Source organism: Bradyrhizobium guangdongense (genome assembly GCF_004114975.1).
GTDB classification, from domain to species: Bacteria; Pseudomonadota; Alphaproteobacteria; order Rhizobiales; family Xanthobacteraceae; genus Bradyrhizobium; species Bradyrhizobium guangdongense.
On record NZ_CP030051.1, the window covers coordinates 2,967,472 to 2,983,646 of the forward strand.

Sequence of the window (16,175 nt, forward strand, 5' to 3'; positions counted from 1 at the left end):
CCTGATCTCGCCATGCTCTAAAACAGACGCATGCTCGGACGCATCTTCACGGTTGGTGGTTACACGCTTCTGTCGCGGCTGACGGGATTTGCCCGCGACATCATGCTCGCGGCGATCCTCGGCGCCGGTCCCGTAGCCGACGCCTTTTTCGTGGCGCTGCGGCTGCCCAATCATTTCCGCGCGATCTTTGCCGAAGGCGCCTTCAACGCGGCTTGGGTGCCGGCCTACGCCCATGTCCATGGCGAGAAGGGGGAGGGGGCCGCGCACCTGTTCGCCGACCGCATCTTCACGCTGCTGCTGGCCTCGCAGGTGGTCTTGCTGGTCGTCGCCTGGCTCTTCATGCCGCAGGCGATGAGCTTGCTTGCGCCCGGCTTTTCCGACGATGCAGAGCAGCGCAGGCTCGCGATCGAGCTGACCCGGATCACCTTTCCCTATCTGTTGCTGATCACGCTGGTGACGCTCTATGGCGGCATGCTGAACGTGATGCAGCGCTTTGCCAGTGCCGCGGCCGCTTCGATCTTCCTCAATGTCGCGATGATGATGACGCTGGCGCTCGCCGCCTGGTTTCCGACCGCGGGCCACGCCGCGGCCTGGGGCGTGCTGATCTCCGGATTCATGCAATATTTCCTGCTCGCAGGCGATCTGGCGCGCCATGGCGGCCTGCCGCGCTTTGCGCCGCTCAAGCTCGACGAAGACGTTCGCGGTTTCTTCAAGGCGCTGGGGCCGGCGACACTGGGCTCTATGGGAACGCAGGTCGCGCTGTTCGCCGATACCATCATCGCGACCTTCCTGCCTGCTGGTGCGCTGTCGGCGCTCTATTACGCCGACCGGCTCAACCAACTGCCGATCGGCGTCATCGGCATCGCCATCGGCACGGTGCTGTTGCCGGAGATGTCGAAACGGATCACGGCCAACGACCATGACGGCGCGATGAAGGCGCAGCGCCGGGCCTTTGATTTTACGCTGCTATTCTCGATCCCCTTCGTGGCGGCCTTCCTCACCGTGCCCGACGAGATCATGCGCGCGCTGTTCGCCCGCGGCGCATTCTCCAAGGCCGACGCGGTCGCCGCGGGCGGCACGCTCGCGGCCTATGCCATCGGTCTGATCCCGTTCGTGCTCATCCGCAGCGCCGTCGCGACCTTCTATGCGCGCAAGGATACAGCTACGCCGGTCCGCGCCTCCTTGACCGGGATCGCGGTGAACGTCGCCCTCAAGGTCGCTCTGATGGGATCGCTCGCCCAGATCGGGCTGGCGCTCGCAACCGCCGTCGGGGTCTGGACCAATCTGCTGCTGGTGCTGTTCTTCGCGGTGCGGCGCGGCTTTCTCGTGCTCGATCGGGCCTGGCTGTTATCGCTCGCCAAATTCCTGCTGACAGGGATCGTCCTCGCCGCTGCCTTCTGGCTAATTGCGCGCTTTGGCGGTTCTGCGCTGCGCACGATGCGTTTCCATGACGAGGTGATGCTGGTGCTATTGGCCGCCGGGGGCACCATGGTCTACGCCCTCGCGATCTTGATCCTGTTCGGCCGCAGCTGGCTGGTCTCGCTGGTGCGTGGCTAAAGCGCGATGAGATTAGGATGAATCATCATCGCGCTTTAGGTTTTTGTTTGAGCATGATCTTTTCGGAAAACCGCTTCGCACTTTTCCGGATCGTGCTTTAGCAGGCAATCAGCTGACGCTCTGCACGACGGCCCGCTTCCGCCACATCTCCGTCAGGAGGCGTGCGGTGAACGCGCCGGCTCGAATCGAAGGGGCTTCGATGAACCGATACGCCAGTGCTGCGATGCCGATCGCTGCGACAAGTGACGTCACCATCACGAACAGGTTGGCCCAGGTCTGTATCGGTACGATCGAGTCATAATGGACCGCGACGAGGGCGCAGACATAGAAAATCGGCCAGTGCACAAGGTAGAGGCTGAAGGAGATGCGCCCGAGAAAGCGGAGCGGCGCGGTCGTCGTCCACTGCAGCATGTCGCTTGACGATACCACCGCGCCCACCATCAGCGCGGCTGCGGTCGCCGAAACCAGGACAACGTGCACCGTATAGAACTCATCGTAAGAGCCGGCGATCTCCAGACCGATGAGGCCCGCGATAAAGGCAATCGCAGCAAGCTGCCCTCGGCCCGCGAGCAGCGCGGCAAACTCCTTGACGAGGAAGCGACCGAAATAGAACCAGAGGAGCGTTCGGTAAAGGCTAGTCGCGAGCAGGATCGTGATCACGGCGAACAAGGCCCAGCGCCATCGCGGTTCGATCCTGCCGTGCGCAGCGACTGCGAATGGCAACATCAGGGATCCCAGGAGCTCCGGAAAGAGCGTCCAGGTCGGGCCATTCACCCGGTTGGAGCCGAGCAGCAGATTATCCCACAGATCCTGCCAGGTCGGTTGCGGCCAGAACAGGTGCTGGAAGCCGGGCGTGAGGCCGGCCGGCGCCGGATCAAGGCGCATGAGGCGCTCGCAGGCGAAGGCGAACAGGACCGCCGCTGCAAAGGGTGGAAACAGCCGGAATAGCCGCCGCGCCAGGTAAGGTCCGATTTCAAGGTTGCGTTCGAGCGAGGCCCCGAGCACGTAGCCGCTCAGGACGAAGAAGAACATCACGGCCGCAGCCGGATTGGCGGCCAGGAGCACCGTGTTGAAGAACACGTGTTGCGGATTGCTCGGAAAAACATGCGTCGCGTGGAATATGCAGACCGTCAGGCAGGCGAGGCCACGCAGCGATTCCAGCCGTGGGTCGAATGGCGAGCTGGGGGGAGCATTCACCCCTGTGAGCGGCGACATGGTCATCGCGAAAGTGCGGCCCCGAATGAGAGCGTCTGCGGCTCACGATGCGTCGTTGGGAAATACGCGGCCAAGTGCCATCCCGTGACCTGAAGCCCTTGAAGACGGCTGACACCCGTCTGTGCAGCCTCAGAGCTGGAGAGGTGTCTGGTCATGCGAGGTCCCTGAGTCCCAACGTGACCACACTAAATCCGAAGATATGTAGCGCGGGTTAAATTCGGACCTGCAACTTGTCCGAATGTCCGTCGATCCCGTCTACAGCGCGTCCGGCCGGCCGGGGGCCTTCATGCCGTCCGCCGATCATGGTATGATAGCCATGTTCAGGTGCGGTCCTCGGGCAATAGATGCGATGAGGCAGTGACCATGGCATTCGGCTTTTTCAAGCCCCAATCTCGGATCGACGACTTTGCCACGGGCAATGCCGATCTGCTGATCCTGATCGGCCGCATCCTGCTTGCATGGGTCTTCGTTGGAAGCGCCTACGGAGCGCTCACCAACTTCAGTGGCTCAGTTGGCTATTTTCGCTCGCTGAACCTTCCAGTGGCGCAGCTGTTCACGATCATCACCGTCACGCTTGAAATACTCATGTCGGTTGGTTTGATAGTTGGCATCGGTACGCGCTACTGCGCAATCCTGGTTTTTTTGTTTGTAGTCTCCGCGACCGCAATAGCACATCGTTACTGGGAATATCCTGCCGGTCCGCAACAGATCGGCCAGTACAATAACTTCTTGAAGAACATCTCGATATTGGGAGGCGCTCTGCTGATCCTGGTCACCGGAGGAGGCCGGTTCTCCCTCGATCGGAGGCTGGCAGGCTAGCAGCTGTTCATTTCAGCCGCTCTCGTCAACCAATTCCTGGATGATCGGGAGCCGAGGCGCAAGCATCGTCGCTACCTCACAGAGTCGAAGAGAGCGCAGAGCGTACCACGTGCACGCTTGGCCGTTCGTCTTCTTGCATCATCAAGGCGCGCGCAGTCATGCCAGTTTGGCAGCAGCCGCGCGGTGCGGTAATTTGCGTCACTTCGCCCTAAGCCTAAATGTGACTTCGAGCAGATGGTTGAGGAGTTTCGAGAGGGGCTTCAGGCGCTGGGCGGCGATCCCAAAAAAAAGCATTAGCCACGTCGCCAGTGCGGCACACCACAATAGGCTTTCCAGTGATTCGGGCATGGGAATGCTCTTTTAAATAAGTGCTTGAAATGCGAGCAGTCTTGCCGAACGAAACCCGTGTGACAAGTCCTCCAAAAAGTGGCAACGGACCGAAATTGCACGGAAAACCGCCTCGCCCTGACATTCGCCAAGGCTCGGGATGGGTTGAGCGTTCGCGATAGCCAGCAAGAATCGTTCTCTTGATCGGATTGCACCAACGATTTGGTTGGTATCAGCTCTGTCCCTAAAGCGACCTGCTTCGCGAGTTGAACCCACGCTACTAGCTCGACGCAAGGAGCTCGCGTCCGCTAGACACCGTGATTCAAGCCTCAGGTTACCGAGCGGCAGCATTGCCGATGTGAAGGCGTCACGCTCAATGCCGAGCTTCGGCAAAAATGTTTCGAGCTAAGCCGCGCAGATCTTCGAGCTTCGCTCGCAGATCCAGAAGCTCCTTGTGCAATTCAAGCCTCCGGCTGCCCGTGGGACAGTTCGCGATCAGGTTGGCGGTCTGAAGAATGGAGATGTCGAGAAGGAGTATGGCGCGACGAACGGCTTCTTCCAGACCGGATCGACGGCGTGTCACTGGAAATTCCACGACGTTATGCATAGCCAGACCGAGTACCCGTTATCTTGCCAAATATCTGGCCGTCTTGAGCAACTCGCTCCGCTGCGCGGATTCGGGAAGTTTGGCCAGCTCAGCTGCAAGCAGATCGATCAGCTCGCCGCGTCTTTCCGGATGCCTTTCCTTACTCAGCAGTTCTCTGAAGTGGATGACTTTTTGAATGGCCGGGACGGTATTGTCCATCGCAGAACTCACGTCGTCTCTCCGTTCTGATCGCTAAGATGCTATGCTACTTTGCGTCGTCGGCGAACTGCCGTCCAAGATCGGATTCTGCAAAGTGTGCTCAATTTTCGCAGGGCTTATTGAGCAATTCCCAGCTGAGCGAGAAAGAAAATGACCGCCGAACGTGAAGTTCGACGGTCAGTTTTTTTCGTTGCGTGTGGCGAAACGATGGGGCGGCTGCCACAGCGACGAAAAGACAATCGTATAACTAGGTTATTCAAAGCTGGTCGGCTTTAGTTATCTTTACATTTATCTACCGCGGTGATGCGCTGGCACAACGATTCCGCATCGCCGGATTCTGCAAACATTGCTCAACGCCTGCATCGAAGCTCTCTTGATCCATATCAACTCAAGATGCGTTTTCCGACCCAGTATTATTGATTGCCCCCGTTTCGTGATTCCCAATGGATGAGATGGACTATCCCCTTAGCCGCTCTCCGGTTGTCCGCACTCGCGACCCGGAAGAGATGAGGAATGCGCTGAAGACGGTGTATGGGGCGACTGGATTTGCGGTCGCGAATTCAACCGATTTCGAAGCGGTGGCAAATTACCTAGTTTTACCTCACATCGGGCTCGGCTTTTGTGGATATGCTGCCAAAACAGAGGTCGAATTTCCCGAGGGCGATTTTGCAAGATTGCAAGTCGGCCTTAAGGGCAAAGCGGGCGTCGTTTTAGGCAATTCGACGACGCTGCCGGTGGACGAGCAGCACTCCGGGATAACCCCGGCGGGGCAGCCAGCTACCATCATATTCGAAGCTGGGTTCGAGCAGCTAATCCTTCGCATAAAAACGAGCGCACTGGAGAAGGCGTTAACGGCGCTCTTGGGGGCATCACCTCGTGGGGCGCTCTTACTTGACCCCACCGCTGCACCGAAGCAGCCTGCGGCTCATCTGTTGCGCCAGCTCACCATGTTCTTGGCCGATCAGCTAAATTCAACGGCAGCGCAGTTACCTAAACCGACGCTAGTCGAACTCGAGCAAGCGCTGATCATGACGTTCCTGTCGGCTCAGAGGCACAACTACACCGACATTTTGGATGGCCGCGCCACGGAGCCAGCGCCACTCGTAGTCCGGTTGGCCGAAGAGTACATAGAAGCAAATTGGGCTCGCGCGGTTGTCATCGAGGAGTTAGCATCCCAGACGAACACCAGTATTCGCAGCCTTTATGCGGCGTTCAAAAAGCATCGAGGATATTCGCCGATGCAATTTGCAAAGTCCGTTCGGCTCCGACACGCCAGAAGAATGCTCCTGGAAGGAAATCCGAGAACTTCCGTGTCTCAAATCGCCTTCAAATGCGGCTTCGGCAATTTAGGCCATTTCGCCAGTGACTTCCGACAAATGTTCGGAGAGCTTCCTTCGGAAGTTTTCGCGCGAGCGCGGAGTTGAAATGAGCAACTGGCCTGCACTAGGCCTCGGCGCAGTCTCGGAGCGCTCGCAAGCTAAGACGCAAGCCAGTCTTGATGTGGGTCAAACTGTCGGGGGCCGAAGCGGCTAGGATTAAAACCTTACGAGCCAGCGTCGGAGCGGGACATGGTGAAATCTGGTGTGAAATCTTTGCTCATTGCCGGTCTTGCCGCTGGTTTCGGCGCCGCGGCCCAGGCTGAAGATCTCGATATCGGCAAATCAGAATTTCAGTCGTCGTGCGCGAGTTGCCATGGCACGGACGCCAGGGGCAAAGGACCGGTTAGCGACCAACTCAAGACATCGCCTCCCGATTTGACGATGCTGGCCAAGAACAACAACGGCGTGTTTCCCACAAATGCCATTTATGAAACCATAGATGGATCCAAGACGATTCCCGCTCACGGCACGCGCGAAATGCCGATTTGGGGGGAGCGATTCAACCCCATTGTCAAGTTGCCTCACTATGTTGATCCGTCTTACTGGAAGCTCGCCGGGGCGGAGCAAGACCCGGACCTTGTCGTGCGAAAACGCATCCTCTCTGTTGTCGATTATCTCAGTCGAATTCAGCAAAAATAATCGCTGACAAGGGTGGGGATGATTTGCCCATCGCGCCTTAGGCAAGGCTCGCCCAAAAGATGTAGTCGATCTTTGCACAGCTCTTGATTACGCGCGGCCGCCGTGGTATTGGCGTCCGCATGTTTAAATGCACGCGCAAAGTCAACTTCAACCACATGACCCGCTTCGGCTGGGCCGTGGAAGGAGTCGTGCGCTAGCAATTCGACGATGACATCTTTTCCACCAGGCCCCGCCGGCGTCGGACGGGGCCTTTTGTTTGGCCACGCTCCCTGCCGGCACAATAGCAGGAGCATGCGATGCCACCACAACAGACGAACATTTCACCCGGGATCGGGGCCGATGCCGCAAGGCGCGGCCTCAATCTCTCCATCGCGCAGGCAAAGGACGCAATCGATCAGGCGTTGGCCGCACGCCTCAAGGCGTCCGCGACGGCGCTGAACAAGAATGCTGCCGAAGCAAATGCAGCATCGAGGCGGAGCGTCCTCGGTCTGCTCAAGCAAGCCTGGTTTGCTTTTCTGGCGCGGCGCCAGAACCCGCGGCTCACCGTGCACGACCTGAGCGACAGGGAGCTGCTGGATATCGGCCTGACGCGCGGCGAGGTCGACTACCTCTCGCCTCAGCGCGCCATCGATAATCTGCGAGACAGAACGCGGTATCTCTGGAACCGTGGCGGGATGTAAATGATCAACCGTAAGACATGGGCATGCGCTCTGAGAACAAGCGGGCGCCCGTGCGCTCGCTTGTTCTCAGGCGCGCGCCGCGGCGCTGATTTGGCAGCTTGTATCGGCCCGCTGGCCGGGACCGAGCGCGTCGAGGCGTCATGGCGGAGTTCACAGGGATATGACCGAACTGCGGCCGTTTCGTCCTACCCCGCTGTGACAAGCGAGGCACGAGGCAATTTTTCGCGGGCCTTGCCGCTCTAAAGCCGTTTGCCTTGCCAGTTTTTCCACGGCAATATGCCGCCAAAACAACCATGAGAAACGGGAAGACAGAATGGCGGCTCCCATCAAGTTCGGCGTTGGTCAAAGCGTGCTGCGCAAAGAGGACGACGCGCTGATCCGCGGCAAGGGCCGCTATACCGACGATTACGCGCCGCAGGCCGCGCTGCGCTGCCTGATGCTGCGCTCGCCGCATGCGCATGCCAAATACACGATCGACGCCAGCCGCGCCCGCGCCCTGCCTGGTGTGGCACTGATCCTGACGGCCGACGACGTCAAGGATCTCGGCAATCTGCCGTGCCTGTTCAACCTCGAGACCGATCCGTTCACCGGCCCGCCTTATCCGATCCTCGCCAAGGACGAGGTGCGGCATGTCGGCGATGCCGTCGCCTTCGTGGTCGCCGAGACCATCGACCAGGCACGCGATGCGATCGAGGCGATCGACGTCAAATGGAGCCCGCTGCCATCAGTGACGGGGGTCGTCAACGCCGTGAAGAAGGGCGCGCCGCAGGTCTGGCCGGATAAGTCAGGCAACGTGCTGTTCGACGTCTCGATCGGCGACAAGAAAGCCACCGAAGCGGCGTTTGCCAAAGCGCATGCGGTCGCCGAAATCTCCATCGTCAATCCGCGCGTGGTCGCGAGCTTCATGGAAACGCGCGCGGCGGTCTGCGAATACGACGCCAGGAACGACCATCTGACACTGACGGTCGGCAGCCAGGGCAGCCATCGCCTGCGCGACATTCTCTGTCAGAACGTGCTCAACATCCCCACCGACAAGATGCGGGTGATCTGCCCCGATGTCGGCGGCGGTTTCGGCACAAAGCTGTTTCCCTATCGCGAATACGCCCTGATGGCGGTCGCGGCGCGCAAGCTGAGGAAGGCCGTGAAGTGGGCGGCCGATCGCTCCGAGCATTTCATGGGCGATGCGCAGGGCCGCGACAACGTCACATCAGCGAAGATGGCGCTCGCCGAGGACGGCAAGTTCCTCGCGATGGATTGCGACCTGATGGGCGATATGGGCGCGTATCTGTCGACCTTCGGGCCCTACATCCCGCATGGCGGCGCCGGCATGCTCCCGGGCCTTTATGACATCCAGGCCTTCCACTGCCGGGTGCGCACCATCTTCACGCACAGCGTGCCGGTCGATGCCTATCGGGGCGCGGGGCGGCCCGAGGCGGCCTATGTCATCGAGCGCCTCGTCGATGCCTGCGCGCGAAAACTCGACATGACGCCGGACGCGATCCGCCGCAAGAACTTCATTCCGCCGAAGGCGCTGCCTTACAAGACCGCGACCGGCAAGGTCTACGATTCCGGCGACTTCGCCGCGCATCTGAAGCGCGCGATGGAGATCGCCGCTTGGAAGGAATTTCCAAAGCGCGCCAAGGCGGCCAAGAAGCAGGGGCTGATCCGCGGCGTTGGGCTTGCGAGCTATGTCGAGGTCTGCGGCGTGATGGGCGAGGAGACCGCCAATGTGCGGCTCGACCCCAACGGCGACGTCACGGTCCTGATCGGTACGCAATCGAGCGGGCAGGGCCACCAGACCGCCTATGCGCAGATCGTCGCCGAGCAGTTCGGCGTTGCGCCCGAGCGGGTGCACGTCCGCCAGGGCGACACCGCGGAGATCGCCACGGGCCTCGGCACCGGCGGCTCGGCCTCGATCCCCTCAGGAGGCGTCAGCGTCGAGCGCGCCACCCGCGAACTCGGCCAGAAGCTCAAGGAGATCGCGGCGCAGGCGCTGGAAGCGAGCGCCGGCGATCTCGAGATTTCGGACGGCGTGATCCGCATCGCCGGCACCGACCGTTCGATCTCGTTCGCCGATCTCGCCAAGCGGCCCGGCGTCGACTCATCGAAGCTCAACGGCAGCGCGACTTTTGCCAGCGCCGACGGCACCTACCCGAACGGCACGCATGTGGCGGAAGTCGAGATCGATCCGGCCACCGGCATTATCAAAATCGTCAACTACGTGATCGTCGACGATTTCGGCAAGACCCTCAATCCGCTGCTGCTGGAAGGCCAGGTGCATGGCGGCGCCATGCAGGGCATCGGCCAGGCCTTGATGGAGCAGGTGGTCTATGGCGCGACCGACGGCCAGCTCATCACTGCCACCTACATGGATTACGCGCTGCCGCGCGCAGCTGATGGTCCGTCCTTCACGTTCGAGACCCACAACATCCCCTGCACGACAAATCCGATGGGCGTGAAGGGCGCGGGCGAGGCCGGCGCGATCGGCTCCTGTCCGGCCGTCGTCAACGCCATCGTCGATGCGCTCTGGCGCGAATACAAGATCGACCACATCGACATGCCGGCAACGCCGGAGCGGGTGTGGATCGCGATCAGCGAGCACCATCGCCGTCACAGCCTGTAAGGCGTGGCGCCTGCGGCGGGAATAATCGCCCGCCGCCGGGTTCTATCCAAGAACGATCTTCCCCAACTGTCTTGCGAGCCGGAGATACAGGCCGATGAAACGTATGTTGATTGTCGCGGGCACGCTTGTGCTGGGTGCGGGTGCCGTGATGGCGCAACAGGAGGTTGCCGTTCAGCAGGACAATCTGATGCGCTCGCAGGCCAAGAGCCTGTACACGGTCATCCTGAAGATGACCAAGGGCGACATTCCCTACGACCAGAAAGCCGTCGACGAGGCCATCGCCAATCTGGAGAAGGACGTCGCCAAGATTGCGAAGACGTTCGAGGTCAATCCCAAGCAGGACGTGGTCAACGCGACCTATGGCTCGTCGCCGAAGGTCTGGCAGCAGAAGGCCGATTTCGATTCCAAGATTCCGCCCGTGCAGAAGGCGCTCGCCGACGTCAAGGGCAAGATCCACGATGTTGCGAGCCTGAAGACCGCCTACACGGCGATCAACGACCGCTGCAACGATTGCCACGAGACGTACCGGCTGAAGTTGAAGTAGCGGTCGAATTCGTAGCCCGGATGGAGCGCAGCGCAATCCGGGTGAGCTGTCGAGGCCGATGCAGTTGTCCAGGATTGCGCTACGCTCCATCCGGGCTACGTAGCGCGTCGTCAATTTCTCCTCGCACGCCCTGACGCATCGCCGTCAGAAGGACTATGTTTGCTTGCGCCGCGGCGTTGATGTCTCACGCTGTCAGGAGTTCCGACGCGCGGCGGCGATCTCAGGCAACAGCGAGACAGGCCATGGCAAAACCGTTCCCGTCGAAGACCCATATCGGCAACCATATGCTGCATCCGGAAACGCTGATGCTGACATATGGCTACGACCCGCAGCTGTCGGAAGGCGCCATCAAGCCGCCGGTGTTCCTGACCTCGACCTTCGTGTTCAAAACGGCCGAGGACGGGCAAGACTTCTTCGATTACGTCGCCGGCCGGCGCGAGCCGCCGGAAGGCATGGGAGCCGGGCTGGTCTATTCGCGCTTCAACCATCCCAACAGCGAGATCGTCGAGGACAGGCTTGCGATCTACGAGCGCACCGAAGGCTGCGCGCTGTTCTCTTCCGGCATGGCGGCGATCTCGACGACCATTCTCGCCTTTGTCCGTCCCGGCGACGTCATCCTGCACTCCCAGCCGCTCTATGGTGGCACGGAGACCCTGCTGACGAACACGCTGTCGCGCTTCTCGATCGGCGCGGCCGGCTTTGCCGACGGCGTTGACGAAGCCACGGTCAACCAGGCCGCCGAGGAGGCGATGCGCAAGGGCCAGGTCTCGATGATCCTGGTCGAGACGCCGGCCAACCCGACCAATGGCCTCGTCGACATCGCGCTGATGCGCCGCGTCGCCGACAGCATCGGCAAGACGCAGGGCCACACGCCAATCATCGCCTGCGACAACACGCTGCTCGGCCCGGTGTTTCAGCGGCCGATCGAGCACGGCGCCGACATCTCGCTGTACTCGCTGACCAAATATGTCGGCGGGCATTCCGACCTGATTGCGGGCGCAGCGCTCGGCACGAGGGCGGTCATGAAGGGCATCAAGGCGCTGCGCGGCGCCATCGGCACCCAGCTCGATCCACATTCCTGCTGGATGATCAACCGCTCGCTCGAGACCTTGAGCCTGCGCATGGAGAAGGCCAACAGCAACGCGCACCTGGTTGCGGATTTCCTGCGCGATCACGCCAAGGTGGCGAAGGTGCACTATCTCGGCCATCACGAGGAAACCTCGCCCTCGGGGCGGGTATTCGCGCGGCAATGCCTCGGCGCTGGATCCACGTTCTCCTTCGACATCGTCGGGGGCCAGGCCGCGGCGGAGAAATTCCTCAATGCGTTGCAGATCTTCAAGCTCGCGGTCAGCCTTGGCGGAACGGAGTCGCTGGCTAGCCTGCCCGCCACGATGACCCATTCCGGCGTCCCCGCCGATATCCGCCGCAAGATCGGCGTGCTCGATTGCACCATCCGCCTGTCGATCGGCATCGAGAATCCGTCGGATCTGATCGCCGATCTCGAGCAGGCGTTGAGCGCGGCGTGAATGCGCTTCAATCCGGAATCGAAAAGGCCGGACGCATTGCTGCGCCCGGCCGTCGTATAAGAGGCCGCCGTGAACTTACTTCGTCACCTGGCCGCGGATTTCGCCGCCCGGGTTGGCCGCGGTGTGAATGTTGACGTAGAGCTTGCCGGCGAGGAGATCAGAGGCCTGCGCATCGGTCAGCGTCGCCGAGCCTTCGACCGGGCTGTTGGCCGCGCCGGGAATCGGGATCGCGACGCCCGCGTTCTTGCCGGCCTCGGCGGGGCCGTGGAAATGGGCCGCGGTCGCGGGGCCGGAGAGGCCGGAATAGGTCAGCTTCCAGGAGAGCTTCTTGGTGGCAGCATCATAGTCGAGATCGGCCTTGCCGGTGCCGCTGCTGGTGGTGGCGGGGACTTCGGACTTGCCGTCCAGCGTCGCCTTCAGCTTCTCCGCGCTGGCCGGGCTTGCGAATGCGACGGCAGCCCCGAGGGCCAGCGTGGCAAAAAGCGCTTTGTTCATGGGTCTCTCCCTGTTGACGCCTGATTGCAGTCAAACTTGCAAACAGTGCGACTGCGACTTTATTCCCGGATTACAATCACACCATCTAAAATATTCGTGGCTGGAGCGGCTGTGGGATGATCCGTAAAACGGCTTGAGTTCAACGGGATCCCGCAATGCTGCGACGAACAATTTATGTCATTTTGATTGCTGCTGTCGTAGCCTTTGCCCTCTATTGGTGGCTGACCGCGCCGACCGCACTCGCCTTGCCGGCACCGACGCGCGGACCGGACCTTGCCAACGGGCAGGAGCTGTTCAACGCCGGCGGCTGTTCGTCCTGCCATGCCGTGCCCAACCAGCCCGATCGCCTGAAGCTCGGGGGAGGCCTCGCGCTCGGCTCGCCGTTCGGCACGTTCTATGCCCCGAACATTTCGCCTGATCCGACCGACGGCATCGGCCGCTGGAGCGAGGCCGAGTTCATCAATGCGGTGATGCGCGGCATTTCGCCCGACGGCACGCACTATTTCCCGGCATTTCCCTACACTTCCTACCACATCGCCAAAGTCGATGATGTCCGCGATCTCTTCGCCTATTTGAAGACGCTGCCGGCGGTGTCGGGGCGGGTACGCGACCACGACCTGCCGTTTCCCTTCAACATCCGCCGCAATGTCGGCATCTGGAAATTGCTGTTCATGGATGTCGGGCCGTTCGTGCCGGACGCAAAGCGTTCGGCGCAATGGAATCGCGGTCGCTATCTGGTGAACGGCTTCGGCCATTGCGCCGAGTGCCACAGTCCGCGCAATTTTCTCGGCGGCGTCATCGCCGCGCAGCGCTTCGCCGGCGGTCCCAATCCGGAAGGCGAGGGCTGGGTCCCCAACATCACGCAGAAGGGCATCGGTGACTGGAGCGAGAGAGATATCGCCGACTTCCTCGAGACCGGCGACATGCCCGAGGGCGACAGCGCATCGGGCGCGATGCGGCCGGTCATCAAGAACCTCGCGCAGCTGAGGCCAGAGGATCGTGCTGCGATGGCCGCCTATCTGAAGTCGCTTGCGCCGGTCGACGGGCCGACGCCGCCCAAACGCGCGAATCCGCCCAGCTAGCTCGCGCCGAACGCCTTGAAGGTGATGATCGTGAGCGTGTCCTGGATGCCCGGCAGCACCTGCACCTTCTCGTTAACGAAGTGGCCGATGTCGGTGTCCTTGTCGACATAGAACTTCACCAGCAGATCGTATTGGCCGGCCGTGGAATAGATCTCGGAGGCGATCTCGGCTTCGGCAAGCGCGTTGGCCACCGTGTAGGACTGGCCGAGCTTGCATTTGATCTGGACGAAGAAAGGAACCATTGCAGTCACTCCGAAGGCATCTCTTGCCGGCTAATAGGCCAAAACCGGCCTGATTTAGCAAGCCGCCAGATACCAGTCCTGTCTTAGGAGGTCACGGACGCGGCGGCAAATGCGTCCCTGAGCCGCTGGGCAAGCTCGGCCTTGCGATAGGGCTTGGTCAGGACGACCGAATGGGCCTGTGCGCGACCTTGCTCCACCAGGCTCTCCAGCGCATAGCCTGAGGTGAACAGGACCGGCAGGGCGGGCCTGATACGCCGGGCCTGATCGGCGAGCTCCCAGCCGCTCATCCCGCCGGGCATGACGATATCGGTGAACAGCAGGTCGATGCCGGGGTCAGCGCGCAGCCGCTGCAAGGCCTCCTGACCGTTGACGGCGGCGAGGACATTGTAGCCGAGCGCCTCCACCCGGAGGATCACCGAGGAGCGCACGAACGGATCGTCCTCGGCGATCAGGATGGTCTCATGGCCGCGCGGTGCGGCCTCTTCGCTCTCCAGTACGTCGACTAGCGGCTGTCCGCCGCCGGCGCGCGGCAGATAGATCCGGACGGTCGTCCCCAGGCCTTGCTCGCTATAGATCGAGACATGGCCGTCGGATTGCTTGGCGAAGCCATAGACCATGCTGAGCCCGAGCCCAGAACCCTTGCCGACCTCCTTGGTGGTGAAGAACGGCTCGAAGGCGTGCTCGATCACCTCAGGCGTCATGCCGTCACCGTCGTCCGTGACCGATATCAGAGCGTAGGCGCCGGGCGCGACTTCCGGGTGCAGGGCGCGATAGTCCTCGTCGATCGCGGCGAGCTCGGTGCTCAGCGTCAGACGGCCGCCTGACGGCATCGCGTCCTGCGCATTCAGCGCCAGGTTCAGCACGGCGGATTCGAGCTGGGAGGGGTCGGCAAAGGCCTTGATCGTGCCGGGTCCGAAGGCGGTGCTGATCTCGATATTCTCGCGCAGGGTGCGCTTGAACAGCTTGAGCATGGACAAGATGAGCTCGCGGCAATCGATCGTCTGCGGCCGCAACAGCTGCCGGCGGCTGAAGGCGAGCAGCCGCTGCGTGAGCTCCGCGCCGCGTTCACCGGACTGGCAGATATCGTCGGCGAACTGGCGCAGATCCGGCCGGGCCTTGAGCTGCTCGCCGAGATGCTCGGCATTGCCGATGATCACGGTCAGCAGGTTGTTGAAGTCGTGCGCGATTCCGCCGGAGAGCTGGCCGACGGTTTCCATCTTCTGCGCCTGCTGGAGTTGCTGCTCGGTCAGCTTGCGCGCGGTCAGATCGTGGATGATGCCGACGAAGATCAGCTCGCCGTCCTGCATGGCCTGGCCGACCGACAGGTCCATCGGAAAAGTCGATCCGTCCTTGCGCAGGCCAGTCGTCTCGCCGCCGGTCGCGAAGCCGGGGACCGGGCCGTCGGACCCGGCGCCGGCTCCGCCTGGCATCAGCACCCTGACGTTCCTGTTGATCACCTCTCTGGCCTGATAGCCGAACAACCGCTCGCAGGCCGGGTTGAACAGCAGGATGCGGTTCTGCGCATCGAACAGGATGACGCCGTCGACCGCGGTCTCGACGACCGCGGTGAGACGCGCCACGCTTTCGCGCATTGCGCGCTGTGCCTCTTCCACCTGCTTGAGCAGCTGCGTCGCGTCGCGGCGCTTGGTCTCCTCCTCCTCGAGCGCGGCCTGGACCTTCTGCAGCTCGAACGGGGAGGGGATCGTCAGGATCTTCGGCAACAGCGGCCAGAGCGCGGCCGCGGTGAAGATCGACGCGATCGCGGTCGCCGCCTTGACAAGGCCCTCGATGCCGTAGATCGGCACCCAGAGCGTGTAGATCGACAGCACATGCGTCAGCCCGCAGGCCATGATGAAGGCCGCGAATGCCCAAAAGACCCAGCCAAATTTGAGGTCACGCCGTTTGGTGACGAGGATCGCGAGCGCAAACGGGATCGAGAAATAGGCGAGCGCGATGCTGGCATCGGAGACGACGTGAAGCCAGATCAGCTCGGGTTCCCATAGCAGGCAGATGCCATGCGGCGAGAACATCGACGTGTCGAGGAGGCGTTGGAAGAAGGCCCACATGATACAGTCCGAGAGGGTTGCAGGCCGGGGCGGCCCGCAACATCGCGTTGCCTGCGAATCGGCCAACGTTTCACCATCTGGAGTTGCGTGCCAAGGCCGGGTGATACCGAGGTCATGATGTCGCCCGTTATGCACGCTTGCGGGACGACAAGCCGGCAACGCTTCCCCTTCGCCTG

Annotated in this window: 15 protein-coding genes; 9 read left to right on the forward strand and 6 right to left on the reverse strand. The window is 61.7% G+C overall.

Features of this window, described 5'->3' with window-relative positions; genetic code table 11:
* Positions 1-30 precede the first annotated feature (30 nt).
* Positions 31-1,557, forward strand: a complete 1,527-nt coding sequence (gene murJ / locus X265_RS14035) for a murein biosynthesis integral membrane protein MurJ (protein WP_128965345.1) — start codon at positions 31-33, stop codon at positions 1,555-1,557.
* A 108-nt stretch (positions 1,558-1,665) separates the two neighbouring features.
* Here murJ and X265_RS14040 read toward each other — a convergent pair whose 3' ends face one another.
* Positions 1,666-2,772, reverse strand: coding sequence for an acyltransferase family protein (locus tag X265_RS14040; protein WP_164938574.1), 1,107 nt, complete (start codon positions 2,770-2,772; stop codon positions 1,666-1,668).
* A 363-nt stretch (positions 2,773-3,135) separates the two neighbouring features.
* Here X265_RS14040 and X265_RS14045 point away from each other — a divergent pair, with 363 nt between their 5' ends.
* A complete protein-coding gene (locus X265_RS14045) occupies positions 3,136-3,591 on the forward strand; it encodes a DoxX family protein (RefSeq protein ID WP_128965347.1) in 456 nt (151 codons plus the stop codon).
* Positions 3,592-4,291: 700 nt separating this feature from the next.
* Here the strand turns inward: X265_RS14045 and X265_RS14050 are convergent.
* Entirely contained in the window at positions 4,292-4,501 is a 210-nt protein-coding gene (locus X265_RS14050) for a hypothetical protein (RefSeq protein WP_128965348.1), read from the reverse strand.
* A gap of 42 nt (positions 4,502-4,543) precedes the next feature.
* On the reverse strand, positions 4,544-4,723 hold the full coding sequence (locus X265_RS14055; protein ID WP_128965349.1) for a hypothetical protein: 180 nt from the start codon (positions 4,721-4,723) through the stop codon (positions 4,544-4,546).
* A gap of 443 nt (positions 4,724-5,166) precedes the next feature.
* On the opposite strand from X265_RS14055, the gene X265_RS14060 reads away from it, so the two are divergent.
* The 6 genes from X265_RS14060 to X265_RS14085 all read left to right on the forward strand — a co-directional run bounded on the left by X265_RS14060 (position 5,167) and on the right by X265_RS14085 (position 12,114).
* Entirely contained in the window at positions 5,167-6,147 is a 981-nt protein-coding gene (locus tag X265_RS14060) for an AraC family transcriptional regulator (protein WP_128965350.1), read from the forward strand.
* A 144-nt stretch (positions 6,148-6,291) separates the two neighbouring features.
* Positions 6,292-6,741 carry a c-type cytochrome gene (locus tag X265_RS14065; RefSeq protein ID WP_128965351.1) on the forward strand — a complete coding sequence of 150 codons (450 nt, stop codon included), beginning with the start codon at positions 6,292-6,294 and terminating at the stop codon, positions 6,739-6,741.
* 296 nt (positions 6,742-7,037) lie between these two features.
* Positions 7,038-7,421, forward strand: coding sequence for a YjiS-like domain-containing protein (locus X265_RS14070; protein ID WP_128965352.1), 384 nt, complete (start codon positions 7,038-7,040; stop codon positions 7,419-7,421).
* 313 nt (positions 7,422-7,734) lie between these two features.
* A complete protein-coding gene (locus tag X265_RS14075) occupies positions 7,735-10,044 on the forward strand; it encodes a xanthine dehydrogenase family protein molybdopterin-binding subunit (RefSeq protein ID WP_128965353.1) in 2,310 nt (769 codons plus the stop codon).
* Between the two features lie 94 nt (positions 10,045-10,138).
* Positions 10,139-10,588, forward strand: coding sequence for a cytochrome c (locus tag X265_RS14080; protein WP_128965354.1), 450 nt, complete (start codon positions 10,139-10,141; stop codon positions 10,586-10,588).
* A 242-nt stretch (positions 10,589-10,830) separates the two neighbouring features.
* Positions 10,831-12,114 (forward strand): cystathionine gamma-synthase family protein, encoded by a 1,284-nt coding sequence (locus X265_RS14085; protein WP_128965355.1) that lies wholly within the window; start codon positions 10,831-10,833, stop codon positions 12,112-12,114.
* 75 nt (positions 12,115-12,189) lie between these two features.
* On the opposite strand, the gene X265_RS14090 is transcribed toward X265_RS14085, so the two are convergent.
* Positions 12,190-12,609 carry a CHRD domain-containing protein gene (locus tag X265_RS14090; protein WP_128965356.1) on the reverse strand — a complete coding sequence of 140 codons (420 nt, stop codon included), beginning with the start codon at positions 12,607-12,609 and terminating at the stop codon, positions 12,190-12,192.
* Positions 12,610-12,764: 155 nt separating this feature from the next.
* On the opposite strand from X265_RS14090, the gene X265_RS14095 reads away from it, so the two are divergent.
* Positions 12,765-13,691 carry a c-type cytochrome gene (locus X265_RS14095; RefSeq protein ID WP_128965357.1) on the forward strand — a complete coding sequence of 309 codons (927 nt, stop codon included), beginning with the start codon at positions 12,765-12,767 and terminating at the stop codon, positions 13,689-13,691.
* Here X265_RS14095 and X265_RS14100 read toward each other — a convergent pair.
* Positions 13,688-13,933: an Lrp/AsnC ligand binding domain-containing protein gene (locus X265_RS14100; RefSeq protein ID WP_018317369.1), complete on the reverse strand. Its 246-nt coding sequence runs from the start codon at positions 13,931-13,933 to the stop codon at positions 13,688-13,690. The genes X265_RS14095 and X265_RS14100 overlap by 4 nt on opposite strands.
* Before the next feature lie 83 nt (positions 13,934-14,016).
* Positions 14,017-15,999, reverse strand: coding sequence for a PAS domain S-box protein (locus X265_RS14105; RefSeq protein ID WP_128965358.1), 1,983 nt, complete (start codon positions 15,997-15,999; stop codon positions 14,017-14,019).
* Positions 16,000-16,175: the final 176 nt, after the last annotated feature.